Source organism: Synechococcus sp. WH 8101, assembly GCF_004209775.1.
GTDB lineage: Bacteria > Cyanobacteriota > Cyanobacteriia > PCC-6307 > Cyanobiaceae > Synechococcus_C.
Map to the genome: position 1 here is coordinate 888,845 of NZ_CP035914.1, position 26,263 is coordinate 915,107.

Consider the following 26,263-nt stretch of genomic DNA (forward strand, 5'->3'; position numbering starts at 1 on the left):
CACTTGATGAAATTAGGCGTCCGACTGACCCTCCGTCAAGGACGCCACCGGGCTGATCTGATCCTGTCCTTGCCAGACTGGAACGGTGAAGAAGAAGCAGGCGCCTTCCCCCGGTTCGGAGACCACCCAGATCTTGCCGCCGTGCACCTCCACAATCCGTCGGCACACCGACAGGCCCACGCCGAATCCTGAGGTGCCGCCGGAGGTCTGCGGCAGTCGCACCCGATCCTGAAAGAGGCGTTGCTGCTCCTCCTCCGGGATGCCCGGGCCGCTGTCGCAGATGCTGATCTGTAGCCACTGACTGGTCCGGTGCAGCATGGTCAGGGCGATGCGGCCGCCGTCCTGGGTGTATTTCAAGGCGTTTTCCAGCAGGTTGAGCAACACCTGGCGCATGCGCCGCTGGTCGGCGTAAACCTTCGGTAGGTCCGAGGGGATGTCGGTGTGGATCGCCACATCCCGGCCCAGCCAGAGTTTTTCCAGCTCAAGAATCGCTTCCGCTGCCACGCTGGCCAGGTCGAGCCGCTGGGGATTGAACAGGGCCTCCCAGCGCGTGCTTCCCACTTCCAATAGGTCCTTGGAGAGCAGGGCGATCTCGTCGAGGCGGCGTTTGAGCACATCCTGAAAGCGCTCTAGGTCGATCTGTCCGAGTTGCTGGCTCTGCAGGGCGAGGGTTGCTGCCGTCAGCGGTGTGCGCAGTTCATGGGCCACCATCCGCAGCAGGCGTTCCTGCGCGCCGAGACGGTCGATCAGGGTTTCGTTTTCCTGGCGCAACACCAACAGTTGGTCTTCCAGTTGCAGCTCGCGCTGGGTGCGACTGCCATCCAGCTCTGTGGGTTGCAGGCTGAGGCCAAGGCCGCTCACCACCTCATCCTGTTGCCAGCGCGGCAGCCAGCTGCGCAGTTGCTGAAAAATGCTGCTGCCGGCAAACACCTGTTTCGGTGAAGGCTGCAGCTTCACCAGCGCCGGGGTCACCACCAGCCGATGCAGCTCGAGCAGTTCCGGTTGCTGGGTGGGGTCCGACATCTGAAGTGTGACGTCGAAACCGCAGTCCTCGTATTCGAGAAACTGAATCAGGGAGCGAAGATCGCCGCTGGAGAGGTGGTGCCTGGCGGCCACCAGCAGGAGCTTGAGCTGCTGTCGCGGATTGGGACCGTTCCCATCCACAGGGCGATCAGAAGCAAAGATGAGGCTCACCTTATGGGGTTTTGCAGCCTGCGGCAGAGCCGCTATGACGAAGAGGTACAGACTGTCGTTTCACCGAGCGTTCCATGCCGCTGTTGCCGCTTGAACGACGGGGAGTCTCCGAGCCCCCCGGAGATCCGCCGATCGTCCAGCGGCTGCCGCTTGACAGCCATCTGCGCCGTTGGTTCGCCCGCAATCTCGGTCTCTGGCGTTCCCGTCGGCAGTACCTCTTTCCGGATGATGAGGTGCTCACGCTCGACATGATGATCCGAGTGGAGATCTTTGCTGAGTCGCCCTCCGGTCAGCCCCGCTACCGCTTCACCTGGTGGCCGGAGCACGAGACGGATTTCTTTGAGCGCAAACCCCGTTATCGCCGTGAGGGCGTGATGGAGGCCACCCTCAACGGGCATCAGCTGCAGCGCGATCAGGCTTACCTGGAGGCCGTGCCGGTGCGCACCCGCATCCGGCAGGTGGATGAACACGAAGTGATCTTCGAATCCCACTATGGCGACTGGCACATCCTGGAGCACACCCGGTTGATCGATCAGGACCGCTACCGCTCAAGAGCCATCTACAGCTGGGAGAACGGGGAGCTGGCGATCGTGGAGCATCACCACGAAACCCGGATGGAGGATGCGTCGGCGCCGATCGCTCGATGAGCACCTGCACTGGCCCATCCCAGCCCGGATGGGGCAGCATGGCGCTGTTATCTGACTCGGACTGTTGCTCTCCCTCCCCCGCCGACTCCGGCTTGTTCTTGCAGCTCCCCTGCTGATCTCCCCTCTGGCCCTGGTCGGTCCCTCCGCTCTCGCCCAGGGTGCTGGCAACGCCGATGCCAAACCCGCCACCAATGAGGACGTCTTCCTGTACCGGGGTATGGGGTCGTCCTATGTGTGCAATGCCCGTGCCGCCGGCGTTGAATTCCCCAAGGCGGTGGGCATCGCTGCCGCCACCTATGTGCAGATCCTCAATGGTCGTCACGGCGGCCAAGTGGCCTCGGCCGGCGACAAGAAACTCACCAACGAGCAGCTGTTTGCCGGTGCGGAGTTTCAGATCATCACCGGAGCGCTGCAGTTCTGCCCGAAGGAAGTGCCCGCTGATGTGAAGGCGAAGGTGGAGGAAGCGCTGAAGAAGCAGAAGGCCGGCAACTAAGGCCGGCAACTGAGGAGCCGCCTCCCGCAGTGGCAGAGGGCCAGGCGTCAGGATCTCCAGAACGAGAGCTGCGCATGGCCCCCCTTTCAACCTCTCCCGACCAGACGACTGCCGTGGTTCGCCTTTGCGACTACCGGCCCTATCCCTTCCGAATCCCCACGATCGATCTCGACGTTGTGATCGGGGATCGGCAGGTGCAGGTCACCAGCGTTCTGCGGATCGAGCCACGCTCGGATCAGTCGCCTGATGATCAGGTGTCCGAGCCGCTCGAACTGCGTGGTGTGGCGCTGGAGCTGGTCAGCCTTCAGGTGGATGGCCAGCCCTGGCCGGCCGAGGCCTATCGGCAGGATGCCACCACCCTGGTGCTGCATGAGCTGCCGCAGGCGCCATTCAGCCTCACCACGGTCTGCCGCTTCGATCCCCACGCCAACACCTCGCTGGAGGGCCTCTATGCCAGCGGCGGCATGCTCACGACCCAGTGTGAGGCGGAGGGCTTTCGGCGCATCACCTTCCATCCCGACCGGCCGGATGTGCTCAGCCGTTTCCGGGTGCGGATCGAGGCCGACCGGGAGCGCTATCCGGTGCTGCTCTCCAACGGCAACGCCGTCAGCAGCGGCCCTCTGGCCCGTGATCCCTCACGCCATGAGGCGATCTGGGACGACCCCTTCCTTAAACCCTCCTATCTCTTTGCCCTGGTGGCGGGCAATCTGCGGGAGGTGCGAGATCGCTTCCTGACCCGTTCCGGCCGCAGCATCAATCTGCGTCTGCACGTGGAACCCGGCGATGAGCCTTACACCGCCCATGCGATGGCCTCGTTGAAACGGTCGATGGCCTGGGATGAACAGGTGTATGGCCTCGAATACGACCTCGACGAGTTCAACACCGTCGCCGTGCGCCACTTCAACATGGGCGCGATGGAGAACAAGAGCCTCAATATCTTCAACTCCAAACTGGTGTTGGCTGATGCGGAAACGGCCACCGACGGCGAATTGGAGCGGATTGAAAGCGTTGTTGCCCATGAGTATTTCCATAACTGGTCGGGGAATCGGATCACCTGCCGCGACTGGTTCCAGCTCTCCCTCAAGGAGGGGCTCACCGTGTTCCGTGATCAGAGCTTCACCGCCGATCTCCATTCCGCTGCACTGAAGCGAATCGAGGATGTGGCGATGTTGCGCAACACCCAGTTCCGCGAGGATGCCGGTCCGACGGCCCATCCGGTGAAGCCCGACGCCTATCAGGCGATCGATAACTTCTACACAACCACGATCTACGAAAAGGGTGCCGAGTTGATCCGCATGTTGCGCACCCTGTTGGGGGAGGAGCGCTTCATGGCGGGCATGCGCCTCTACTTCCAGCGTCATGATGGCGACGCGGCCACCACGGAGGATTTCGTGGCGGCCATCCTCGAGGGGGCCTGTGCCAAGGGCGAGCCCCTCGGCTTCGATCCGAGCCAGTTTCAGCGTTGGTATCACCAGGCCGGAACGCCCACGGTGACCGTGCAGAGCCAGTGGGATGCAGGCAAGGGGCGCCTGACGCTGGAGCTGCAGCAGGCCACTCCCCCCACCCCAGGCCAGGCGCAGAAGCAGCCGCTGGTGATACCACTGCTCTGGGCGCTGATTGGATCGGATGGGCGGCTTGGCGAGGAGCGGCTGCTGGTGCTTGATCGGGCGGAGCAGACGCTGGTGGTGGAGGGTCTGCCCGCCACCGAGCAGCCACCGGCCCTGTCGTTGTTCCGGCAGTTCTCCGCCCCGGTGCACTGGCAGGCCCACCAGGGCGACGACGCCTTGTTCACCCTGTTCGCCCGCGACGATGACGCCTTCGCTCGCTGGGATGCGGGGCAGCAGCTCTGGCGTCGCCTCTTGCTCGCACGGGCCAAGGGCAGCGGCGATGCGGCGCTGGAGCAGCGCATGGTGACGGCTCTTTCGGTGTTGCTCCGGCCCGATGGCGAGTCGGATCCTGCCGTGGTCGCCACCCTGCTCAGTTTTCCCGGTGCTGCTGAGTTGGAAGGCCTGCAGGCGGAGGCGGATCCGCCGGCGCTCTATCGCGCTGCCTGCGCGCTGCGGAGTGCGTTTGGAACGGCGCTGGCCCCGCTGTTGCAGCGGCGTCTGGCGGAGGCGGCCTCCGGCCTGGCCCGGCCCTGGCCCGAGGGGCAGGGGGAGCGGCAACTGACGGCTCTGATCTGGAGCTGGATGGCGGCCGCCGGGAATGGCGCCGTGCGGGCTGAGGCTCTTGCCGCTGTGAACGGCCCCTCCATGACCCTGGCGCGGGCCGCCCTGCGCGCCCTGCAGCCGATCGATTGCGCCGAACGGGATCAGGCCCTGCAGGCTTTCCATGACCGCTGGCTGGAGCGGCCTGTGATTTTCGACAGCTGGTTTGCCCTGGAGGCGTCCACACCACGACCGGATGGCCTGGAGCGGGTGGCCGCCTTGTTGCGTCATCCGCGTTTCGATCCAATGGCACCGAACGCCGTTCGCGCGGTGCTGGGCGGGCTCGCCGCCAACCCATTGGTGTTTCATGCCCCTGATGGCAGCGGCTATCGCTTCATGGCCGAGCAGATCGCCGCGGTGGATCAACGCAATCCGATCACCGCCTCGCGCATGGCCAAGGTGTTCAGCCGTTGGCGCAGTTATGCCCCCGCCCGCCAGGACGCGGTGCAGCAGGCCCTGAAGGCCCTCGATGGAGCCGATCTCTCGACGAACACGCGGGAGGTGGTGGGCCTGATGCTCGCGAGCTGAGGGCTCAGAGCACAGTCGCTCATGGGCTGGCGGCGCCGAGGGCCTGGAAGGCGGCCCGCCTGAAGGCGGGCCCTTCCTCGCCGGCGTGTTCTCCCCAGAGCCCTTCCCAATAGAAGAAGATCACGCCGTGGCCGCGTTCACGGGCGAGGCGCACTTTTTCGCGTAACACCGGAATTGGTGTGGTGCGCTTGCCGAAACCGGCGAGCACCCCGATCTGCACCGGCAAGCCCCAGTCTCGCGCTTTGCGTAAGGCCGGTTGATCGAGGTCGCGCGCGAAGCCTTTGAGGGAGTAGGCGTAGTTCTGCACCACCAGATCATCGATCAGTTCGCCGACCGCCCAGAGCTCCCAGTCTTGAAGCCAGTGGTTGTAAGCGAAGCGGAAGGGGCCCGGCGAGAGGCTGATCCGTTGCGGCAGGGCTTGCTTTTCCAGGCTGGCGCGCAGCTCCCGCAGCAAGCCGGTGAGTTTGCGGCGACGCCAGGTCATCCAGGCCCGGTTGGTGTGATCGCGCGGCGGTGGCGCGCCGGTTTCGCGGGTGTAGAGCGCCACGGTGTAAGGGTCATAGCCCAACTCCACCGGCCAGGCGAAATGGTCATCGAGCTGGAGCCCATCCATGCGGCAGCGCTGCATCACCTCGAGCACCAGACCGATGAAGCGCTCCCGCACCTGGGGATGGGCGGGATTGAGCCACACCATCGGTTTGTTGTGCAGCATCGTGATCGGGCTGCCATCCGCTTTCTGCAGCACCCACTCGGGGTGCTCCTTCACCACCGCGGCATCGGCTGGCTCCATCAGGCCGTATTCGAACCAGGGAATCACCCGCAGGTCGCGGGCATGGGCCTCATTGCTCAGGGTGCAGATCGGATCGATGGCGATGCCGGCGGCGGCCAGGGCCGGTTCCACGGGGGCAAAGCGACTGCGGTGGAAGGTGGTGCCCCGACTCCACACATTCGGGTACAGCGTCGTGAATCCGGCCTGTTGAAGCTCCTTGACGGCGTCCGCCAGGCGCCGCCGGTCGTAATAGAGGGGGCTGGGGCTGTTGGTGAGCCAGACCCCGAGGCTCTCCTTGCGTCCCACCGACGCCAGGCGACTTTTGAGGCTGCTGAACTGGGCACTCGCCGCCCCCATCGGTGGCGGTGGTGGGGGTGGCAGCGGAGCACCATGCAATGCCGGGGTAGCTCCGGCGGCCAGTGCCCCCAGCAGGCCAAGCGCAGCGGACCACCGCCAGGGGGTGATGTTCACGTCAGCGGAACATCGAGCTCACGGAGCTCTCCTCATGGATTCGCCAGATCGCTTCTCCGAGCATGTTGGCCACCGAGAGCACCTGGAGCTGGGGGAAGGTGCGGTCGGCGGGGATCGGGATGCTGTTGGTTACCACCACCTGCTCGAACAGGCCGTCGGCGGAGAGTCGTTCGCAGGCCGGCGGCGAGAACACGGCATGGGTGGCGCAGGCGATTACCCGCTTGGCGCCCTGCTGACGCAACAGCCTTGCTCCGGCACAGATCGTGCCACCCGTATCGATCATGTCGTCGATCAAGATGGCGGTGCGGTCGGCCACATCGCCGATCACGGTGAGGCTTTCGGCCATGTTGTGACCAGTGCGGCGCTTGTCGATGATCGCGAGGGGGGCATCCTGCATCTGTTTGGCGAAGGCGCGGGCCCGGGCCACGCCGCCCACATCCGGCGACACCACCACCACATCACCCAGATCCTGCGCCGAGAGGTAATCCACCAGCACTGGCGAGCCGTAGATGTGATCGCAGGGGATGTCGAAATAGCCCTGGATCTGGGCGGAGTGGAGATCCATCGCCAGCACCCGATCCACCCCCGAGGTCACCAGCAGGTTGGCGGTGAGCTTGGCGGTGATCGATTCCCGCCCAGCGGTTTTTCGATCGGCGCGGGCGTAGCCGTAGTAGGGCACCACGGCCGTGATCTGCCGGGCTGAGGCACGCCGGCAGGCATCCACCATGATCAGTAGCTCCATCAGGTGGTCGTTGACCGGGGCGCACGTGGGCTGGATCAAGAACACATCGCAGCCACGGATTGATTCCTGGATCTGCACATAAAGCTCGCCATCCGCGAAGCGCTTGCACACCCGAGGGCCATCGGGAACACCCAGATAGGCCGCGATTTCCCGTGCCAGGGAAGGGTTCGACGTGCCGCTGAAGAGGCGCAGGCGGCGGGTGTCTTGGTGGATTTTCTCCTGTTCGGCACGGGCTGCAGTCAGGAAACTGGTCACGGGCCCGCAGACGAGGACAGTTGTTTTCCGATGGTAGTGCTGCGTCGCTCCCGATAGGGTTGCGCCATGCCCGAACACCACCTGGTTCTGATCGGTGCGGGCCTGCAGCCCGAGTTGCGGATGCGCCAGGCCGCTGAAGCACTGGCGAGCGCCTGGGGCCGTCCCCTGCGTCATCAGGCCTGCGGTGAGGACCCCGACCCCCTGCTGGCGGCCCTCGCCGGGGAATCCGACCCCGTGCTTCTGCGGCTGGCCGGTGATGTGGCGGCCGAGCGCCCCGATGGCGCCTGCTGGCTGGAGGGCCTGGCGGCCTGGCGCCAGCCCACGCTCCTGGTGGCCGCGCCAAGTGCTGATGGCACCATCCCCGGCGTGGTGCCTGCCTACGCGGCGCTCTGCACCAGCCTCCGGGTGCCCCTGCTGGGTCTCGTTCAGCTGGGTGGTGCTTGGCGACCTGAACGCCGCCGCCGCGATGGTCTGCCCTGGTGCGGGGTCTGCCTCGGGCAGGGAGACCACCTCGAGCAGGGAGACCACGCTGATGACCTCATGCCCCTGGTCGATCAGTTGAAAACTCGCCTGCGTGCCGTTGCGGCCCCAGGTCAGGGTGTGGCGCTGGCCTGATCCGGCCAAAGGGGGCGGCTGGCATCGGCCTTCAACTGGCGCAGGGTCTGCTTGCCGGCGCGGGGCGCCAGGGGAAGCGTGCTGATCCGGGGCGGTTGGTTGCTGCTGAGGCTGGCCGCCGCCAGGCTCAGCCACTCGCCACTGCTGAGGTTGCTGTTCACCTCCGATGACACCTCGCCGAGCAGCCCGGGCAACAGGGTGATGGCATTGGGTTGACGCAATTGCTCGCTGATCGCCAGCAGCAGCCATTGCTGGCGAATGCGCCGCGCTTGGTCCTCGAGAGGCGTGGCACGGAAACGCGCCAGTTGTTCAGCCTGGGCACCGTTCAGGGTCTGGCGCCCCGCCTGCAGGTTCACCTTGTAGTTTTGGCTGCGGTCGGTGTGGCTGTACGACTGATTCAGGGTCACCTCCACCTGCCCGAGTCCATCCACCAGATCGCGGAGCGCCCGGCGCGGCACCACCACATACCGCTCCGGTTCATCCGCGGGCAGGCCGACCAGCTCGCGCACCACATCGGTCGTCAGCGCCACACCGCCGAGGCGATAGCTGGCCCCCAGGGGTTGCATCTCCTTGCGACCGGGCAGGTGCACAGCCAGCTCCACCGGCAGCTGCAGGATCTGGAGCGGTTGGCCGGCCTGGAACCGCACCAGCATCACCATGTCGGCATTCGGAGCGCCCTTGGGGGCGGCCTGATTGATCGAATCCTCCACCCGATCGGCATCGATGCCCACCACGAGCACCGTGACCGGACGGCTGGGGTAAGGGGCGAGGCTGGTGGGATCCTCGGCGGAGGGCACATCAGCAGCCACCCGATCCGCTTCCGGCCACACCAAGCTGAGGGCCGCCCCCACCAGGCCAACGGCCACCACGGCGGTGCCGATCCGCAACAGGGTGCGAGTCGGATGCTGGCCCAGCCAGCGGCGCTGCTGCGGGGTCATCAACCGGCCAGAACAGAACGGCGCCCAGTCTCGCCCAACTCCCGCTCATTAGCGTTGGAGGCCTCCAGGACCCAACGGCTTCGTGACCCAGACTCCCGCGACCCCCGCCCCCCACGATCGGGCCCGGCCGATGGCGCGCGACACGGTCCGTCCGGCCAAGGATCTGTGCAGTGACTGCGGCCTTTGCGATTCCCGCTGGGTGGCTTACGTGAAACGGGCTTGCGCTTTTCTGCACCAGGATTTCGAGGCGATGGAGCGGCGGCATCACGGTCGCTCCCGCGATCTCGACCAGGAGGATGAGCTCTACTTCGGCGTGCATGAGCGCATGGTCACCGCCCGGATGCGCGCGCCGATCGACGGTGCCCAGTGGACCGGCATCGTTAGCCATCTGGGGGCCAAGGCGCTGGAGCAAGGCCTGGTGGATGCCGTGCTCTGCGTGCAACAGAGTCCGGAGGATCGCTTCACCCCGGTGCCCGTGCTCGCCCGCACTCCCGAGGAAGTGATGGCGGCCCGCGTCAACAAACCGACCCTGTCCAACAACCTTTCGGTGTTGGAACAGCTGCCCGGCAGTGGCATCCGCAAGCTGCTGGCGATCGGCGTCGGTTGTCAGATCCAGGCCTTGCGCGCCGTTCAGGACACCCTGCCGCTCGATGCGCTGTACGTGCTTGGTCTGCCCTGCGTCGACAACGTGTCGCGCCAGGGGCTGCAGACGTTTCTAGAGAGCGCCAGCGATTCACCGGAGACGGTGGTGCACTACGAATTCATGCAGGATTTTCGTATTCACTTTCGGCACAACGATGGCCGCCAGGAAACGGTGCCGTTCTTCGGGCTCGATACGCCCCGCCTCAAGGATGTGTTCGCCCCCAGTTGCCTCAGCTGCTTCGACTATGTGAATGCGGGCGCGGATCTGGTGGTGGGCTACATGGGGGCGGAGTACGGCCGCCAGTGGTTGGTGGTGCGCAATCAACGCGGCGCCGCCCTGCTCGATCTGATCAAGGCCGATCTCGATCTGGCGCCGGTTACCAGTCGCGGTGATCGCCGTGCGGCGGTGCAGCAGGGCATCGATGCCTACGACAAGGCGGTGCGCTTGCCGATGTGGCTGGCGGAGCTGGTGGGCTGGGTGGTGCAGCGCATCGGACCGAAGGGCCTGGAATATGGCCGTTTCTCGATCGATTCCCACTTCACCCGTAACGCTCTCTGGTTACGTCGCCATCATCCGGAGGTGGTGGATCGGCATCTGCCGGCTTTCGCCCGTCGCATCGTGGAGCGTTATCGCCTCCCATCCACCTGAAGGCCCGTCATGCGTGAACTCGGAGTGCTGCTGCACCCCACCGCCCTCCCAGGCAGTCCGGTGTGTGGCGGTTTCGGTGCTGCGGCCCAGCGCTGGCTGGAGGCCCTAGCACGCCATGGCATCCGCGTCTGGCAGGTGCTGCCGTTGGCCCCCCTGACGGCACCGGCTCTCCCTACAGCTCGCCGTCGAGCTTCGCGCTCAACCCCTGGTTCCTCGATGCCGATGCGCTGGTGGCGGAGGGCTTCCTGGCGCTCGAGAGTCTGAGCGGCCTTCCCGGCCAAGACGCTCAGGCTTCCCCAGAAGGGGCGGTGGATCTGGCCCTCGCCGAGCGGCGGGCCGCCGCCCTCGGCGAGGCGCTGCTGGCGGCCTGGCCGGAGCAGTCGGAGGAGCGTCAGCGTCACTTCGCGGCCTGGTGTGCCCAGCAAGCGTTTTGGTTGGAGGATCACGCCGCTTTCATGGAACTGCGTCGCCAACAGGAGGGGCGCCCGTGGTGGACCTGGCCGGAGCCGTTGGCACAACGCCAGCGCCGGGCGCTGAAACGGTGGCGCCGGGAGCATGGGCCGGCGCTGCAGCGTCAACGCCTGCTCCAGTGGCATGCCGATCGGCAGTGGCAGGCCCTCCGCGCCCTGGCTCAGGATCTGGGGGTGCGCCTGTTCGGCGATCTGCCCTTCTATGTGGCCCGCGACAGCGCCGATGTCTGGAGTCATCGCCAGCTCTTTGCGCTGACGCCGGCGGGCGAGCTCATTCTCCAGAGCGGTGTGCCGCCGGATTACTTCTCCGCCACGGGCCAGCTGTGGGGCACGCCGGTGTACCGCTGGTGGCGGCATCGGCTCAGCGGCTTCCATTGGTGGCGCCAACGCTTCCGGCGTCAGTGGCAGCTGGCGGATCTGCTTCGGCTCGACCATTTCCGTGCCCTGGCGGCTTACTGGGCGGTGCCCGGCGCCGACGACACGGCGATGCACGGCAGTTGGCGGCCGTCGCCCGGAGCCTCGCTGTTGCGGCGACTTCGCCGCGACGCCGGGGGCGTGTTGCCTCTGGTGGCGGAGGATCTCGGTGTGGTCACCGCCGATGTGGAGCGGCTGCGGGATCGCTTTGCGCTGCCGGGCATGAAAATTCTTCAGTTCGCCTTCGACGGCAATCCCGACAACCCCTACTTGCCGGCCAACATCAAGGGGGAGCGCTGGGTTGTGTACACCGGAACCCACGACAACCCCACCAGCATCGGCTGGTGGCAGGGCTTGGATGAGGCGGCGCGACAGCGGGTGACCGCTTTGCTGGGGCGGCCGGTGGAGGCGCCGGGTTGGCAGTTGCTGGAGCTGGGCCTGGCCACCAGCGCCGGGCTGGTGGTGGCACCGCTTCAGGATCTGCTCCATCTCGACGACGCCGCCCGTTTCAACACCCCCGGCACGGTGGGCGGCAACTGGACCTGGCGGCTGGCGGTGGAACCGGCGGCACTGGAGGGGGCGCTCAAGGGTTATGGAGAGCGCGGCGCGGTCTGGGGCAGGCGGTAAGTCCCCGGTTGGCCTTTGCTGGCGCTGAGGGGAGCACCGTTCCAGAGCACCTGATCGGTGGCCGACGGGGCTGGTTCGATGCTGAGGCTGAAGGGGGGGAGCAACTGGAGGCTGAGTTTGCCCTGGGCTCCGTTGAGTTGGCTGCGATCGCCGCCGGCGCTGCTGAAACGGATGGCGCTGGGGCGGTTGAGCGACAGTTCCAGCACTCCGGTGCGGGTAGGGGCGTTGTTGGCTTCGGCTTCTTCCCGCGGCGGCAGCCATTGACTGAGGGGGCGCCGGCGCGCTTCATCCAGGGGGCGCAGACCCTGGAGGGCCGGGTCGCTGGCGGCGGGGGCGAGCTGGAGATCGTCGCTGCTGGGCGGAATCGGGGTGAGGCTGAGGCTGTTGCGCATGGCGAGGTAGCGCTGTTGCTGATTCAGGGCCAGCAGGGACCCCACCATCACGAGGGCATACACGACGCTGCCCTGCCAGGTGGTGAAGATGTCGATGCTGCCGATCGTGAATCGGGCTGCACCCCGTTGTCGGCCCTGCAGGCGTGAGGGCTGAACCGGTGGCAAGGCGCCGTTGAGACTGCCTGGATCCAGATCCAGGTGATGCTCCAGGCGATTGAGCATGGCGCCCAGGTAGGCCGCTTCGGGCAGGCGGTCGCGCCAACCTTTCTCCAGCGCCTCGAGCACCGGGGTGGTGATTCTCATGTCGCGGGAGAGATCGCGCAGGGAGAGGTTGCGTTCTTCCCGGCGTTCCCGCAGCAGCTGGCCGGCGGCGAGCAGGGGATCCACGCCGTCGCTGCCGGTGCTCACCACAGCCTGATCGCGCTTGCGCCGTCGCCAGATCCTGGGAAACCTCATCGGCGCGTCGTCGGCTGCCCCGTCTCGGGCATCAGATGGCGCCATTCTCCCCTGTGCAGGGCCCGCCATTCACCCTCCGCCAGGGATCCCAGCGGGATGCCGGCGATGGCGATCCGCTGCAGGTCGAGCACCGGATGGCCGAGCTGGTCCGCGGTGCGGCGGATCTGGCGGTTTCGGCCCTCCTGCAGTGTCACCTCCAGGAGGGTGCGGCCGCCTTCGCGGCGGAGGCGCTGCACCCTTGCCGGCTGGGTGCGCTGCCCATCCAGCCACACCCCGTCGCGCCAGGTTTGCAGGTACTGGGGCGATGGATCGCCTTCCAGCCAGACCCGATAGATCTTGCTGTGTTCGTAGCGGGGGTGGCTGAGCCTCAGGGTGAGCTGGCCGCGGTTGGTGAGCAGCAGGGCGCCGCGACTGTCGGCATCGAGCCGTCCGATCGGGTGGAGGCCGCGGCGGAGGTGGTGCGGAATCAGATCAAGCACGGTGCGACGGCCGCGGGGGTCATGGCAGCTGCTGATCACCCCCACCGGTTTGTTGAGCAGGAGCAACCGGGTGGCTTCGGGTGCCCTCAGGGGCCGGCCATCCACACAGATCCGGTCCTGCTCCGGGTCGGCCCGATCGCCAAGCGCCGCGACCTGGCCATTCACGCGCACCCGTTGCTGCCGCAGCAGCTCCTCCGCCTTACGGCGGGAACAGAGGCCAGCGGCGGCGATCAGTTTCTGGAGGCGTTCGCCGTTCAAGCTGCCTGGCCACCCTTGGGGAGCAGCAGTTCCACATTCGTGCCGCCTTCGGGGTGGTTCCGGGCCTGGATGCGTCCACCGTGATTGACGGCGATCTGCTGCACGATCGCCAGGCCGAGACCGCTGCCGCTGCGGTTCGAGCGCGCCCTGGAGGGATCGCCGCGGTAAAAGCGCTGGAACATGTTGGTGAGATCCTTTTCGCTGAGGCCGGGGCCATGGTCCCGGATCGAGAGCAGCCACCAGCCACCGCTAGGAAGGATCTCGACCTCCACCTGGCTGTGGTCGGGGGAATAGCGCAGGGCGTTGTCGAGCAGGTTGAGGATGGCCCGGTGCAGGCGCCGCTGGTCGCCGAGCAGGGGTGCCGGCTCATCGCTGTGCAGGGCCAGCGACACCCCGCGCTCTTCGGCGAGGGGGCGGATGCTCGTCCAGGCGTTCTCCACCAGATTGTCGAGGCAGAGCGCGCTGTAGGCCTGGTCATCGCGGGGGAGGCTGTTCTCCAGGCGCGAGAGTTCGAGCAGGTCTTCCACCATCAGCTGCAGCCGGCGTAATTCCTTCTGGAGCCGCTCCACCAGCACGGTGTCTTGCCCCTGCACGGCCGATTCGAGCCGATCGCTCACGAGCATCAGGGCGGTGAGGGGCGTTTTCAGTTCGTGGGCCACATCGCTGACCCAGCGCTCCTGTTGCTGTTGCTGGGCTTCCAGGGAGCGACAGCTCTGCAGCAGCACGAGCAACCATTCATCTGAGCCCGGCAGCACGATCGCTTCGAGTGGGTCGCTCTGCCATTCCCATTCCGTGCGCTGGGGACGTTGCTGGTGGCGCACCCGCACGATCGCTTCCTCCAGCTCGGGAATGGAGAGCACCTCTTCGAGCGGTTGGCCGCGCACGAGCAGGTTGCGGGAGATCTGCAGCAACCGCTCCGCCTTTTCGTTGATGTAGGCGATGGTGAGGTCGGGGGTGAGGATCAGCCATCCCTGGGTGGCGGCATCAATCCAGGCGAGCAGCTGGGGGGTGGTGAGGGTCTTGCCCTGGAGCACCGCACCCCGTTGAGACCTTCGCTGGCGCTGTTGGCGTTGCCCTGTCCAGCTGACGGCCGCTCCAATCGCTGCCCCCAGCACCAGGCCCAGGCCGAGCTGTTCTGCCATCGCCTGCCTCAGCCGAAGCGGTAACCGAAACCGCGCACGGTGCGGATGTGTTTCGGTGCGGAGGGTTCGTCTTCGATCTTCTCCCTGAGCCAGCGAATGTGCACATCCACGGTTTTGGTGTCGCCGACGAAATCGATGCCCCAGATGCGTTCCAGCAGCTGATCACGGCTCCACACCCGGCGGGGATTCTTGATGAACAGTTCGAGGATTTTGTATTCCTTCGGGGAGAGGGTGAGGTCGTGGTCATCGCGGCTGACCCGGCATTCCTCGGCAAACAGGCAGAGGTTTTCGTGGCGATACACCTGGGGCGGCGCTTCGCTGCTGGAGGGTTGCTGGGAGCGGCGTAACAAGGCGCGGCAGCGAGCCACCAGTTCGCGCAGGCCGAAGGGTTTGACCAGGTAATCGTCGGCACCCACCTCCAGGCCGAGCACGCGATCGGTTTCGCTGTCGCGGGCGCTGATCACCAGGATCGGGGTGCTGTTGTCGTTTTTGCGCAGCTGGCGGCAGAGATCGAGACCGCCGAGGCCGGGGAGCATCAGATCGAGCACCACGAGATCGACCGGTTCGGCGGCGGCGTCGGTGAGGGAGGCCAGCGCTTCGGCGCCATCGCCGCAGGCAAGCACATCGAAGCCTTCAGCTTTTAGGGCTTCGCGGACCGTTTCCCGGATCGATTCATCGTCTTCCACCAGGAGAAGCCGGGCCGTGCTGACGGCCGTGGCGGCTGGGCTGATCACCGGGAAGCTCCGCTCTAGCGCCATTCTGCCCAGGCGGTGCAACCTTGCCCGGGGGAAGGGAGCGATGCCTGTAAACGATGGTAAATTACGAAACAGATCGGTTTCGTAATGACGCATGGCTCCCCTGTCCGTTCTCCCCGACGTCGATCTGGTGCGTTCGTACCTGCGGGACATCGGTCGTGTGCCGTTGCTGAGCCATCAGCAGGAGATCACGTTGGGCCGCCAGGTGCAGGAGCTGATGGAGCTGGAAGCGCTGGAGTCTGAGCTGCGCGATCAGCGCGGTGGTGAGGCGGTGCCGGCAGGGGAATTGGCGACAGCGGCGGGGTTGAGTGCGCTGCAACTGAAGCGAAAGCTCCAGGCGGGCCGCCGCGCCAAAGAGCGGATGGTGGCGGCGAATTTGAGGTTGGTGGTGAGTGTGGCCAAGAAATACACCAAGCGGAATATGGAACTGCTGGACCTGATCCAGGAGGGAACGATCGGCCTGGTGCGGGGTGTGGAGAAATTCGACCCAACGCGGGGCTACAAGTTCAGTACGTATGCGTATTGGTGGATCCGTCAGGGGATCACGCGGGCGATTGCGGAGAAGAGCCGCACGATCCGGCTGCCGATCCACATCACCGAGATGCTCAACAAGCTGAAGAAAGGGCAGCGTGAACTGAGCCAGGAGCTGGGGCGCACACCGACGGTGACGGAACTGGCGGCATTTGTGGAACTGCCGGAGGAGGAGGTGAAAGACCTGATGTGCCGTGCGCGTCAGCCGGTGAGCCTGGAGATGAAGGTGGGGGATGGAGATGACACCGAATTGTTGGAGCTCTTGGCAGGTGATGGCGAATTGCCTGAGGAGCAGGTGGAGGTGGAGTGCTTGAAGGGCGACCTGCGGGATCTATTGGAACAACTGCCGGACCTGCAACGGCGTGTGTTGCGGATGCGGTATGGGATGGACGGCGAGGAGCCGATGAGCCTCACCGGGATCGCCAAGTCGTTGCGGATGAGCCGTGATCGCACCCGCCGGCTCGAACGCGAAGGCCTCGAGATGCTGCGCCGCTTCGATGGCCAACTGGAGGCCTACGTGGCGGCTTGAGCCCAGTTCAGAACAACTTGGCTCAGAAAAACTCGTCGAAGTTGTCGAAGTCGACCGCCTTGAAGTTGCCGCTCTCCACCTGGCGCATCAGTCGTTCCAGCTGCACCCACAGCGCCCCACCGGTGAGGAGCGACAGCAGCAGGGCGATCAGGTAAGCGGCCCCAGAGGCAAAGCCGAACACCTGGAGCGAACCGCCGATGAACAAGGTCACGCCGATCAGGGTGCCCGCGTAGCTCATCGTGGTTTCTGCCGTTCCCAGGGGCAGCAGCGCCAATCGATCCTGCTTCCAACCGTTCAGGCGATCCTGCACCAGCTGGGCAAAGGTGAGGCCGCAGAGCACGCCGATCGCCAGACCGAGGCCGGCCACCAGATACGGCGGCTGACTCAGCGGCGCGTACTCGAGCAGGATGTCGTTGGCGCTCAGGTCGCCGAAGGCACCGGAGAGCACATCGAGCTCGGCCTGTTGGGCATCGATCGGAGCGAAGTCGGGGACTGGTGCCATGGCGGGCCGAACTCCCTGAATCAGGGCGGATGCAAGCGCCGACCTTATCGGAATCAAGCCACCGCGAGGGGATTGAGCCGTTGCAACATGTCGCCGGCCACCCGTCTGGGGCTGAAGGTGCGTCTGAGCAGCCCCATCAGGGCGCCGATGTCCTCGGTGCTGAGCCGGTCATCTTTGATCAGCGTCAGCAGCAGCCGTTTGCGCAGATCGGCGCCATCCCGGCCGAACAGCAGCCTCAGGCCCGCTCCGGCCACGGGCAGCAGATCGAGGCCAGGGCTGGTCGCCTCCTCGCCCACCACGTTCAGCAGGCTCTCCAGGCGTTCAATCCGCAGATGGCCGTCGCCATCGAAGATCACCTCCAGCAACTTCTCGCGCATCTCGCGGGTGTCGCCCGCTAGCAGTCGCCTGGCCACATAGGGATAGGCCACGGCGATGATTCGGAAGTCGGGGTCGAGCCGCAGCGCCAGACCTTCCTGACTCACCACCGCCCGGATGATCAGGGCGAACCGGGCCGGCACCCGGAACGGGTAATCGAACATCAGCTCCGAGAACCGATCGGTGATCGCCTTGAAGTTGAAGGAGCCCACGGCATCACCGAGGCTGCCGCCGAGCACCTCCTCCAGCGCCGGAATGATCGGGGTCAGATCCGCGTCAGGGGCCAGGAAGCCCAGGGTCTGGAAATCCTTGGCCAGGGACGCGAAGTCGCGATTGATCAGGTGCACCACCGCACCGGTGAGGGTGAGGCGATCGGCATCGCTGATCGAATCCATCATCCCGAAATCGACGTAGGCCACATGGCCCAGATCGCCGCTGCGGCCGCTGAGGGCAAACAGGTTGCCGGGGTGGGGATCGGCATGGAAATAGCCGAACTCGAGCAATTGCTGCAGGCCACTGATCACGCCGGTGCGAATCAGGGCACTGGGATCGAGGCGCTGCGCCCTCAGTTCCTGCCGATCGCGCAGTTTGGTGCCGTGGATCCAGCTGGTGGTGAGCACGCGCCGGCTGGAGAGCAAACGCTCCACTTTTGGGATCGTGACCGCCGGGTTGTCGGCGAACAGCGCGGCAAACCGCTCGGCGTTGTCGGCCTCGCAGCCGTAATCGATTTCTTCGAACAGGCTGCGGCCGAATTCATCAATGATCTCCCCCAGCCCGAAGCCCAGGTTCAAGGGCAGAAACGGCGCCGTGAGCACGCCGAGGCTGCGGATCAGCACCATGTCGCGCCGGAGGATGAAGGGCAGATTCGGGCGTTGCACCTTCACCGCCACCCAGTGCTGGCCGTGCAGCCGGGCTCGATACACCTGGCCGAGACTGGCGGCGGCCACGGGCGCATCGGGGAAGTCGGCGAACAGCTGCTCCACCGGAGCGCCGAGGTCCTCCTCCACCGTTTTCAGAGCGATTCCATGGGGGAAGGGGGGCAGATCATCCTGAAGGCGGGTCAGTTCATCGAGCCAGTCGCGCCGGATCAGGTCGGGCCGGGTGGAGAGCGCCTGCCCGACCTTGATGAAACAGGGCCCCAGATCGGTGAGGGTGCGCAGCAGGCGGCGGGCCAGGTTGCGCTGCACCTGGGGGTTCTGGCTGCCGCCGCGGATCAGGAGGCTGAGCAGCAGTCCGATCATGGCCCAGAGAATCTGGATGGCCCGCGGAATGGCGATCCAGGGGCGGAGCAGTAACCAGCGGGCATCGCGGCCTGGGGCGTAGCGGATCTCCGGCTCGCAGGAGCGCGATCGTTCAGCGCTGGTTCCGATGCTGCCTGTCATGCCCTCACCCCCACAGCCCGAATCTAGTGAGAGGGCCCTGGCCGATGATGCAGTTCGGCTGGGGGGTGCCCTAGGGAAACGGATGGCTGCATTGCTGTCGCACCTGCGATCCGGTCGTTTCGCGGCCCCGATCGATGCCCTGCATCTTCCCGCCCATGGCCGGGGCGCTGGCCTGCCTGTGGCGATGCGGCGCCTGCTGCGCCGCCGGCCCGGCAGCTGGGACCTGCCGGAGCTGCCCCAAATCGGTGGTCCACTCGAAAGCGAAGGAGCGGTGGCCGCCAGTCAACGGGCTGCTGCCGCTGCGGTCGGGGTCTCCGCCTGCTGGTATGGCGTCAATGGCGCCACGGGGCTGCTTCAGGCGGCCTTGTTGGCGTTGGCGTCACCGGGGCAGGCTGTGCTGATGCCCCGCAACGCCCATCGCAGCCTGATCCAGGCCTGCGCCCTGGGAGGCCTGACGCCGCTGCTGTTCGATCTGCCCTTTCTGAGCGACCGCGGTCATGTGGGCGCCCTGGAGGCGGCCTGGCTGGAGCGCGTTTTGGCGGAGCTCGACCGCCAGGGTCAGACGCCTGCGGCAGCTGTGCTTGTGCATCCCACTTATCACGGCTATGCCAGCGATCCGCTGCCGCTGGTGGCCCTGCTTCACCAGCGCGGCCTGCCTGTGCTGGTGGATGAGGCCCATGGTGCCCATCTCCAGCCCGGCGTTGACCCTGCCCTGCCCATCTCGTCGCTGGCGGCTGGGGCTGATCTGGTGGTGCATTCGCTGCACAAATCCGCCGCCGGCCTCGGCCAGACCGCCGTGCTCTGGTGCCAGGGCACCCAGGTGGACCCGGAGCTGGTTCAGCGCTGCCTGGGCTGGCTGCAGACCACCAGCCCCAGTGCCCTGCTGCTCGCCTCCTGTGACACGGCGCTGCACCAATGGCAGCGACCTCGTGGCCGCCGGGCCCTGCGCCGGTGCCTGGATCAGGGGCGGGCCCTTGCGGATCGGCTCAGCGATGCCGGTGTGCCCTTGCTGCGCACCCCAGACCCCCTGCGCCTGATCTGGCACACGGCCGCTGCCGGCATCAATGGTCTTGAGGCCGATGCCTGGCTCCTGCAGCGGCGGCTGATTGCTGAGTTGCCCGAACCGGGATGCCTCACCTTCTGCCTCGGTTTCGCTCGACACCGGGGCCTGGCGGGTCGGATGCTCCGCCGCTGGCAGCAGCTCCGGCTCGCGCTGGGCAGCTCCACCCCCCTTCCTCCGTTCACACCCCCGCCCTTGCCATTGCTGGGAGCGCCGGAGCATCACCTGGTGGAGGCCTGGCGGGGGCCGCAGCGCGCCGTGCCGCTCGACGACGCCTGTGGTGCGATCGCCGCTCAACTGATCTGCCCCTACCCACCTGGGATTCCACTGGTGATTCCGGGGGAGCGGCTGGATCGGTCCAGGCTGCGCTGGCTGCAGGAGCAGCGCCAGCTTTGGCCGGATCAGATCACGGCTATGGTGAAGATTGTGGCTTGAGGGTCGCCGATGCAGCGACTCAGCAGTGGCCTCCTCGCTGGAGCGTTCGGACTGCTGGTGGTTGGCTTGGGCGGATGGTGGTTCACCCTCGCCCTCGGTGTGATCGTGCATCTCGGCCTGCTGGAATTCTTCCGCATGGCCCAGTTCACCGGGATCCGGCCAGCCACGAAAACCACCCTGGTGGCCTGTCAGCTGCTGTTGATCAGCACTCAGTGGGGGGTGGCTGGTGGGTTGCCCTCCCATCTGGCCGCTGCCGTGCTTCCCCTCTCCGGGGCCGCCATCTGCGGCTGGTTGTTGCTGCAGCCAGTCACCGGTTCGATCGCCGACATCGCCGCTTCGATCTTCGGCTTGTTTTATCTGGGGTTCCTTCCCAGCCACTGGCTGCGCTTGCGCAATCTCAGCGCCATCGATCTCGCTCCGGCTCTCAGCCGCTTGCCCCCCTGGTGCAACGGCTGGATCACCGCCGGCATGGTGATCACCCTGATGGCCTGCTTGATGATCGTCGCCAGCGACATCGGTTCCTACGCGATTGGCCGACGTTTCGGACGGATTCCGCTCTCGCCGATCTCCCCGGGCAAGACCGTGGAGGGCGCCTTCGGGGGCTTGATTGCCGCCGTGCTCGTGGGCATCGGCTTCGCCGTGGTGCTGCAGTGGCCGATGGCCCCCTGGCTCGGTGGCGTGCTCGGAGCGCTGGTGGCGCTGTTCGCTCTCGTGGGTGATCTCACCGAATCGATGATGAAGCGGGATGCGGGCCTCAAGGATTCCGGTGATGCCTTGCCTGGGCATGGCGGCATCCTCGATCGAATCGACAGCTATCTATTCACACCGGCGGTGGTGTTCTATGCCGTCACCCTGGTGCTGCCCCTGATGCCTTGAGCTGGAACGGCCGTCTCAGGGGTTGACGCTCGCTTCACCACGCAGGTGCAGCTGTCCCCCCTGCAGCCGCGCCTCCTGGATCTGAATGCCTGGGTCCATCGGCAGCTGCACCGCTTCCTCGGCCTCGAGATGGCGAATTTCCACTGTGCCCGCCGCCGCCTGCAGCCGGAAGCGCCGTCGAATCGCATCGCCCGCATTGATCACCGGCGCCTCCAGCAGAAGCACGTCGTTGTCGACCGTCAGGCAGCCCAGCGTGGGCAGGCCCATCAACTGGGCGGCCAGCCAGTCACCCAGCCAGCGCCAGCGGTCACTGAGCAGGGCCCGGTTGAGATCTGTGCCCAGCATCGTCACCTCTCCGTTCAACTGAAAGGGGTCCTGCAGCTGGGGCAGGCCGGGGCGCAGATTCACATGCAGGGGCCCGCTGCGCAGTTGCGCATGCTGGATCGGTAACCCCTGGAAGGTCACCCGCCGCGCCTTCAGCTCCACCGACACAAGTCGACCGCGCAGCAACTGCAGGGCAGAACCATTGAGCCGCAGGTTCAACTCCCCCACCTCATCGCATTGGCTGCGGATCCAGAGGCCCAGGCCATTGGCGAGCAGCTGTAGAAGCGGGCCGGTACGGTCGCTGGTGTCGGTCATGACGGCATCTCCGGTTGCCGCCAGCGGCGGGCCACCAGCTGGGGCTGATCCAGATGGGGCAGATGACCGCAGTCTGTCACCTCCTCCAGCCTCTCTCCCAGCAAGGCCATGGCAGCGCGCCGTTGGGGTGGACGCAGGATGCGGTCGTTCTTGCCCCAGAGCACATGCAGAGGCTGGGGAGGCAGCGGGCTGCCGCAGCCGGCGAAGCCACCGCTGCGGGCGAAGGCCGCCAGGGAGGGGCCCCAACCCGGCACCTGGAGCTGAAGCGAGGCGATTTGCAGTTCGGCGTCGCCGACGCTGCGCTCCGGATCGGCGAAGGCCTGCCGGCACAGCCCCCGGCGCACGCCTGGGCGGGAGAGAAACCAGACACCGAGCCGATCCAGTCCGGGAGGAATCGGCATCGGCCGGCCATCGAGACCGGCCGGCGCCAGCAGCAGCAGTCGCGCGATGCGCTTCGGCTGACGGCGCGCCAGCTCCATCGCCACCGCTCCGCCCATGGAGGCGCCGATCAGGCCCAGCGGCTGGTCTTGAGGCAGCTGATCCAGCAAAGCCTCCAGGTGCTGGAGCACCGCCTCGGGGCCGTAGCGACCCTGTTCCGGCTGCGGCCTGGGAGAGAAGCCAAAGCCGTGCAGATCGGGGATCAGCAGGGTGTGATCGCTGGCGAGCAGGGGGGCGAGACGCCGGAATTCGAGCCCGCAGCTGTCGAAGCCATGCAGGAGCAGCACCGGCGGGCCCGTGCCGATCCGGATCAGGGGGTAGGGCTCTGTGGCCAGGTCAGGGGTGCGGTCGCCATCAGCCAAATTCCACCACTCCAGGTGTTGGAGCAGCGCCCGGCCCTGGGGATCGAGCAGGTTGCGGGCGGCTGCCTCGAGCAGCTCCCGGTTGGTCAAGCGCCGCGCCTCCGGCTGGTCTCGGAAGGTTCCAGCAAAGCCTCGGCACTGATCAGCGCTTCGAGCAGATCGGTGTCGCTCACCGGGAAGGGCAGATGGTGCAGATCGGAGTCGGGGCGACAGGCGAAGCGGCAGGCCTGGCGCAATTCGTGCAGCCCCACCTGGCTAAGGCCGAGATCAGCGAGGCTGACCGGAAGACCGAGATCCCTGAGCAACGGCAGGAGCTGGCGGCGGGCCTGGTGCGCCAGCCGGTTGCCGCCGAGCTTCTCCTCCAGCCGCAGCTGCACCAGAATTCCGAATCCCACTTTCTCGCCATGCAGGTTGTTGTGGCAGGCCTGCAGTTGGGTGAGGCCGTTGTGCACGGCGTGGGCGGCGACGGTGCGGCACTGGGCCCCCCCGAGTCCCCCGATCACCCCTGCGGTTAGGGCACTGGCTTCGGCGACGCGGATCCAGGCGTCGCTCTGGGGATCACGGCAGGCTTCGCGGGCATCGATCAGCAACTGATCGCGCAGCACACGGGCCATCTGCACCGCCTGTTGAATCAATCCGTCCTGGCTGGAGCCGCTGCTCACGGAGGCCTCGTACCACTTCGCCAGGGCATCGGCGACTCCACTGGCGAGGGTGCGGGCTGGCGCCTGCCGCACCAAGTGGTGATCAAACACGAGGAGATCGGGGCAACGGGCGAGGGCCTGATCGCGCAGAAAGGCCCCCTCCGGTGAATAGATGTTGGCCAGAGCTGTCCAGCCGGCGCAGGTGGCGGCACTGAGGGGCACGGTGATGCAGGGAAGCTGCAACCGATCCGCCAACCACTTGCCCGCATCGAGCACCTTGCCACCGCCGGCGGCGATCAAGCCATCCACGGCCTCGGCCCTGAGGCTCGCCTCCAGGCGTTCCAGATCGGGATCGCAGCAGTCGTGCTCCAGCGTCTCCAGCGTCACTTGCAGCCCGGCGGCCATGAGGTCGCTGGCCAGGCGTTGACGGGTTGCGGCGGTGGCACCACTGCGCCCGAGCAGAACGGGCCGCTGGCTGAGGGCCTTGATGCGTGGCAGCGCATCCGCCCAGGCCCCTGGACCACGGAGCACCGTGGCCGGGGCAATCGCATGGCTGGCCAGGGGCAGCGATGCAGCGGATTGGCTTGACATGGCTGTGGTCAGAGTCCGGCGCTCGCGAGTTCCGGCGTGGCCGGTGCAGGGGTGTTGGTGCCGTGACGCACTACCACCTGCTTGTTCTCATCCACGTCTACTTCCACGGCATCACCGTCCTTGATCCGACCGGAGAGCACCTCTTCCGCGAGGCTGTCTTCGAGCAGACGCATCACGGCACGACGCAGGGGGCGTGCGCCATAGGCGGGGTTGTAGCCCTCCTCCACGAGCCGTTCCTTGAACGCATCCGACACCGTGAGGGTGATCCCCTTCTCGCCGATGCGGGAGAAGACCTCGCGCAACATGATCTCGGCGATTTCCTTCACCTCCTCGCGATTGAGCTGGCGGAACACAATGATTTCATCGAGACGGTTGAGGAATTCTGGCCGGAAGTATTGCTTGAGTTCCTCATTGACCAAGGAACGGATCCGATTGTATTGATTCTCTTCGGCGTTCTCGCCAGAGAATTCGAACCCGAGGCCGCCACCACCCTTTTCGATCACTTTCGACCCGATGTTTGAGGTCATGATCACTAGGGTGTTCTTGAAGTCGACGGTGCGCCCTTTGGAATCGGTCAGTCGACCATCTTCCAGCAGTTGCAGCAACAGGTTGAAGACATCAGGATGGGCTTTTTCGATCTCATCGAAGAGCACCACGGTGTAAGGCCGGCGGCGCACCGCTTCGGTGAGTTGGCCGCCTTCGTTGAAGCCCACATAGCCCGGAGGGGAGCCGATCAACTTGCTGACCGTGTGGCGCTCCATGAACTCCGACATGTCGAGGCGGATCATCGCCTCTTCGCTGCCGAAGAAATACGTAGCCAGAGCTTTGGTAAGCTCGGTTTTGCCCACACCGGTGGGTCCGGAGAAGATGAAGCTGGCGATCGGACGATTCGGATTCTTGAGGCCGACCCGTGCCCTGCGAATCGCTTTCGACACCGCCTTCACCGCTTCGTCCTGACCGATCAGGCGCTGGTGGAGCGTTTCCTCCATGTTCAGCAACTTCACCGATTCGCTCTCGGTGAGCTTCTGCACGGGCACCCCGGTCCAGGAAGCCACGATCTGGGCGATGTCTTCTTCGCCGACCACCGGCGTGGTCAGTTCGGACTCCACCGCCGTGCTGGCGGTGGCTTCAGTTGCGGCTGGCGTGGCAGCGTCATCGCTGGCGGGACTGTCGTCACTCGTAGGACTATCGCTGCGGTTGCTTTGCAGCAGGGTGCGGATCTGCTCGCGCAGCTCCACCTCCTTGTCGCGCAGTTCACCAGCGCGAGTGAAGTCCTGCTCCCGCACGGCGTTCTCTTTGTCTTTCTGCACCTGGCGCAGTTCCTTGTCGACTTCCTTCGCGGCGGGAGGCAGCTTGGAATTGAGCAGGCGCACCCGGCTGCCGGCCTCATCGATCAGGTCGATGGCCTTATCGGGAAGGAAGCGATCGGAGATGTAGCGATCGCCCAGGGTGGCGGCGGCCTCCAGCGCTTCGTCGGTGATTTTGAGGCGGTGGTGTTGTTCGTAGCGCTCGCGCAGGCCCCGCAGAATCTCGATCGTGTCGGTGATCGAAGGTTCGCCCACCATCACCGGCTGGAAGCGGCGTTCAAGCGCGGCATCGCGCTCGATGTGTTTGCGGTATTCATCGAGGGTGGTGGCACCGATGCACTGGAGTTCGCCGCGGGCCAGGGCCGGCTTGAGGATGTTGGCGGCATCGATGGCACCTTCGGCGGCACCGGCACCGATCAGGGTGTGCACCTCATCGATCACGAGGATCACATTGCCTGCGGCCTTGATCTCCTCCATGATTTTCTTGAGCCGCTCTTCGAACTCACCGCGATATTTGGTGCCAGCCACCAGCAGGCCGATGTCGAGGGTGAGAACGCGCTTGTCTTCCAAAATGTCGGGGATGTCCCCCTGTTGAATCCGCTGGGCCAGCCCTTCGGCGATGGCGGTTTTGCCCACGCCCGGTTCGCCGATCAGCACCGGATTGTTCTTGGTGCGGCGGCCGAGGATCTGGATCACCCGATCGATCTCGTTCTGACGGCCGACCACCGGATCGAGTTTGGCTTCGCTGGCCAGCTGCGTGAGGTTGCTGCCAAATTCGTCGAGGGTGGGAGTTTTGGTGGAGCCCTTGCTGCCGCCGCCACCGCCCCCGGCGCCCACTTCCGCCGTCTCGCCGAGCATGCGGATCACCTGGGTGCGTACCTTGGCTAGGTCGACCCCGAGGTTTTCGAGCACCCGGGCGGCCACCCCTTCCCCTTCCCGGATCAGGCCGAGCAGCAGGTGTTCGGTGCCGATGTAGTTGTGGCCGAGTTGGCGCGCTTCCTCGAGCGACAGCTCCAGCACCCGTTTGGCCCTAGGTGTGAAAGGAATTTCCACCGCCACGAAGCCGGAGCCGCGGCCGATGATCTTCTCCACCTCAACGCGGGCGTCCTTGAGGTTCACACCCATCGACTTGAGCACCTTGGCGGCTACACCCGTGCCCTCACCGATCAGGCCCAGCAGGATCTGCTCAGTGCCCACGAAGTTGTGGCCGAGGCGACGAGCCTCTTCCTGGGCCAGCATGATCACCTTGATGGCCTTCTCGGTAAACCGCTCAAACATCGTCCAGGCCGGATGCAGATAAAACCAACCTATCAGGGGTGAAGCGCACCTGTGAGCGGATAGCCGTACCGGCAACTTCCCAGACAGCTCGTGGGAAGACGGGACGCCAAAGTAATCACAATTCGCCGCATTGTTGCGTCGGATTTTTGTTATGAAAGTGGACTGGTCCAGGTC

The 26,263-nt window shown here is 65.9% G+C and carries 22 protein-coding genes and 1 pseudogene; 9 read left to right on the plus strand and 14 right to left on the minus strand.

The window, feature by feature from the left end:
• Positions 1-12 precede the first annotated feature (12 nt).
• Positions 13-1,164 (minus strand): histidine kinase, encoded by a 1,152-nt coding sequence (locus tag SynWH8101_RS04475; RefSeq protein ID WP_130128735.1) that lies wholly within the window; start codon positions 1,162-1,164, stop codon positions 13-15.
• A gap of 104 nt (positions 1,165-1,268) precedes the next feature.
• On the opposite strand from SynWH8101_RS04475, the gene SynWH8101_RS04480 reads away from it, so the two are divergent.
• The 3 genes from SynWH8101_RS04480 to pepN all read left to right on the plus strand — a co-directional run bounded on the left by SynWH8101_RS04480 (position 1,269) and on the right by pepN (position 5,069).
• Complete coding sequence (locus tag SynWH8101_RS04480) at positions 1,269-1,841, plus strand: hypothetical protein (RefSeq protein WP_130128736.1); 573 nt, start codon at positions 1,269-1,271, stop codon at positions 1,839-1,841.
• 64 nt (positions 1,842-1,905) lie between these two features.
• Positions 1,906-2,334 carry a cAMP phosphodiesterase gene (locus tag SynWH8101_RS04485; RefSeq protein ID WP_130128737.1) on the plus strand — a complete coding sequence of 143 codons (429 nt, stop codon included), beginning with the start codon at positions 1,906-1,908 and terminating at the stop codon, positions 2,332-2,334.
• 74 nt (positions 2,335-2,408) lie between these two features.
• Positions 2,409-5,069: an aminopeptidase N gene (gene pepN / locus SynWH8101_RS04490; protein WP_130128738.1), complete on the plus strand. Its 2,661-nt coding sequence runs from the start codon at positions 2,409-2,411 to the stop codon at positions 5,067-5,069.
• Positions 5,070-5,088: 19 nt separating this feature from the next.
• Here pepN and SynWH8101_RS04495 read toward each other — a convergent pair whose 3' ends face one another.
• The gene (locus SynWH8101_RS04495) at positions 5,089-6,195 is read right to left on the minus strand and encodes a glycoside hydrolase family 10 protein (protein ID WP_254428108.1); all 1,107 of its coding nucleotides are present in this window, start codon (positions 6,193-6,195) and stop codon (positions 5,089-5,091) included.
• A 115-nt stretch (positions 6,196-6,310) separates the two neighbouring features.
• The gene (locus SynWH8101_RS04500) at positions 6,311-7,306 is read right to left on the minus strand and encodes a ribose-phosphate pyrophosphokinase (RefSeq protein ID WP_130128740.1); all 996 of its coding nucleotides are present in this window, start codon (positions 7,304-7,306) and stop codon (positions 6,311-6,313) included.
• A gap of 66 nt (positions 7,307-7,372) precedes the next feature.
• Between SynWH8101_RS04500 and SynWH8101_RS04505 the strand changes: the two genes are divergently transcribed.
• Positions 7,373-7,921, plus strand: coding sequence for a hypothetical protein (locus tag SynWH8101_RS04505; RefSeq protein WP_130128741.1), 549 nt, complete (start codon positions 7,373-7,375; stop codon positions 7,919-7,921).
• Here the strand turns inward: SynWH8101_RS04505 and SynWH8101_RS04510 are convergent.
• Positions 7,900-8,859 (minus strand): LCP family protein, encoded by a 960-nt coding sequence (locus SynWH8101_RS04510; protein ID WP_130128742.1) that lies wholly within the window; start codon positions 8,857-8,859, stop codon positions 7,900-7,902. The genes SynWH8101_RS04505 and SynWH8101_RS04510 overlap by 22 nt on opposite strands.
• A 130-nt stretch (positions 8,860-8,989) precedes the next feature.
• Here SynWH8101_RS04510 and SynWH8101_RS04515 point away from each other — a divergent pair, with 130 nt between their 5' ends.
• Together SynWH8101_RS04515 and malQ are read left to right on the plus strand one after the other, a co-directional pair.
• Positions 8,990-10,150 (plus strand): Coenzyme F420 hydrogenase/dehydrogenase, beta subunit C-terminal domain, encoded by a 1,161-nt coding sequence (locus SynWH8101_RS04515; protein ID WP_174719538.1) that lies wholly within the window; start codon positions 8,990-8,992, stop codon positions 10,148-10,150.
• 9 nt (positions 10,151-10,159) lie between these two features.
• Positions 10,160-11,661 (plus strand): annotated as a pseudogene (gene malQ / locus SynWH8101_RS04520) (4-alpha-glucanotransferase).
• Here the strand turns inward: malQ and SynWH8101_RS04525 are convergent.
• The 4 genes from SynWH8101_RS04525 to SynWH8101_RS04540 are packed head-to-tail and all read right to left on the minus strand — an operon-like array spanning position 11,625 to position 15,146.
• Positions 11,625-12,509 (minus strand): RodZ family helix-turn-helix domain-containing protein, encoded by an 885-nt coding sequence (locus SynWH8101_RS04525; RefSeq protein WP_130128744.1) that lies wholly within the window; start codon positions 12,507-12,509, stop codon positions 11,625-11,627. The pseudogene malQ and the gene SynWH8101_RS04525 overlap by 37 nt on opposite strands.
• A complete protein-coding gene (locus SynWH8101_RS04530; protein WP_130128745.1) occupies positions 12,506-13,246 on the minus strand; it encodes a pseudouridine synthase in 741 nt (246 codons plus the stop codon). The genes SynWH8101_RS04525 and SynWH8101_RS04530 overlap by 4 nt, the downstream gene beginning before the upstream one ends.
• Positions 13,243-14,388, minus strand: a complete 1,146-nt coding sequence (locus SynWH8101_RS04535) for a cell wall metabolism sensor histidine kinase WalK (protein WP_130128746.1) — start codon at positions 14,386-14,388, stop codon at positions 13,243-13,245. The genes SynWH8101_RS04530 and SynWH8101_RS04535 overlap by 4 nt, the downstream gene beginning before the upstream one ends.
• An 8-nt stretch (positions 14,389-14,396) precedes the next feature.
• Positions 14,397-15,146 (minus strand): response regulator transcription factor, encoded by a 750-nt coding sequence (locus SynWH8101_RS04540; protein ID WP_130128747.1) that lies wholly within the window; start codon positions 15,144-15,146, stop codon positions 14,397-14,399.
• Between the two features lie 91 nt (positions 15,147-15,237).
• On the opposite strand from SynWH8101_RS04540, the gene SynWH8101_RS04545 reads away from it, so the two are divergent.
• Complete coding sequence (locus SynWH8101_RS04545; protein WP_130128748.1) at positions 15,238-16,203, plus strand: RpoD/SigA family RNA polymerase sigma factor; 966 nt, start codon at positions 15,238-15,240, stop codon at positions 16,201-16,203.
• 22 nt (positions 16,204-16,225) lie between these two features.
• Here the strand turns inward: SynWH8101_RS04545 and SynWH8101_RS04550 are convergent, their stop codons facing one another.
• Complete coding sequence (locus tag SynWH8101_RS04550) at positions 16,226-16,705, minus strand: hypothetical protein (protein WP_130128749.1); 480 nt, start codon at positions 16,703-16,705, stop codon at positions 16,226-16,228.
• Positions 16,706-16,758: 53 nt separating this feature from the next.
• The gene (locus SynWH8101_RS04555; protein ID WP_174719497.1) at positions 16,759-18,462 is read right to left on the minus strand and encodes an AarF/ABC1/UbiB kinase family protein; all 1,704 of its coding nucleotides are present in this window, start codon (positions 18,460-18,462) and stop codon (positions 16,759-16,761) included.
• Between the two features lie 82 nt (positions 18,463-18,544).
• Between SynWH8101_RS04555 and SynWH8101_RS04560 the strand changes: the two genes are divergently transcribed.
• Complete coding sequence (locus tag SynWH8101_RS04560) at positions 18,545-19,957, plus strand: aminotransferase class I/II-fold pyridoxal phosphate-dependent enzyme (protein WP_130128750.1); 1,413 nt, start codon at positions 18,545-18,547, stop codon at positions 19,955-19,957.
• Between the two features lie 9 nt (positions 19,958-19,966).
• Positions 19,967-20,833 (plus strand): phosphatidate cytidylyltransferase, encoded by an 867-nt coding sequence (locus SynWH8101_RS04565; protein WP_130128751.1) that lies wholly within the window; start codon positions 19,967-19,969, stop codon positions 20,831-20,833.
• Between the two features lie 15 nt (positions 20,834-20,848).
• Here SynWH8101_RS04565 and SynWH8101_RS04570 read toward each other — a convergent pair whose 3' ends face one another.
• From SynWH8101_RS04570 to SynWH8101_RS04585, 4 genes are read right to left on the minus strand one after another with little or no spacing between them, the layout of a single operon-like run.
• Complete coding sequence (locus tag SynWH8101_RS04570; protein WP_130128752.1) at positions 20,849-21,472, minus strand: DUF2993 domain-containing protein; 624 nt, start codon at positions 21,470-21,472, stop codon at positions 20,849-20,851.
• On the minus strand, positions 21,469-22,362 hold the full coding sequence (locus tag SynWH8101_RS04575; protein ID WP_130128753.1) for an alpha/beta fold hydrolase: 894 nt from the start codon (positions 22,360-22,362) through the stop codon (positions 21,469-21,471). Before SynWH8101_RS04575 ends, SynWH8101_RS04570 begins: the two co-directional genes overlap by 4 nt.
• Complete coding sequence (locus SynWH8101_RS04580) at positions 22,359-23,504, minus strand: iron-containing alcohol dehydrogenase family protein (protein ID WP_130128754.1); 1,146 nt, start codon at positions 23,502-23,504, stop codon at positions 22,359-22,361. Before SynWH8101_RS04580 ends, SynWH8101_RS04575 begins: the two co-directional genes overlap by 4 nt.
• An 8-nt stretch (positions 23,505-23,512) precedes the next feature.
• Entirely contained in the window at positions 23,513-26,089 is a 2,577-nt protein-coding gene (locus tag SynWH8101_RS04585) for an ATP-dependent Clp protease ATP-binding subunit (protein ID WP_130128755.1), read from the minus strand.
• Positions 26,090-26,263: the final 174 nt, after the last annotated feature.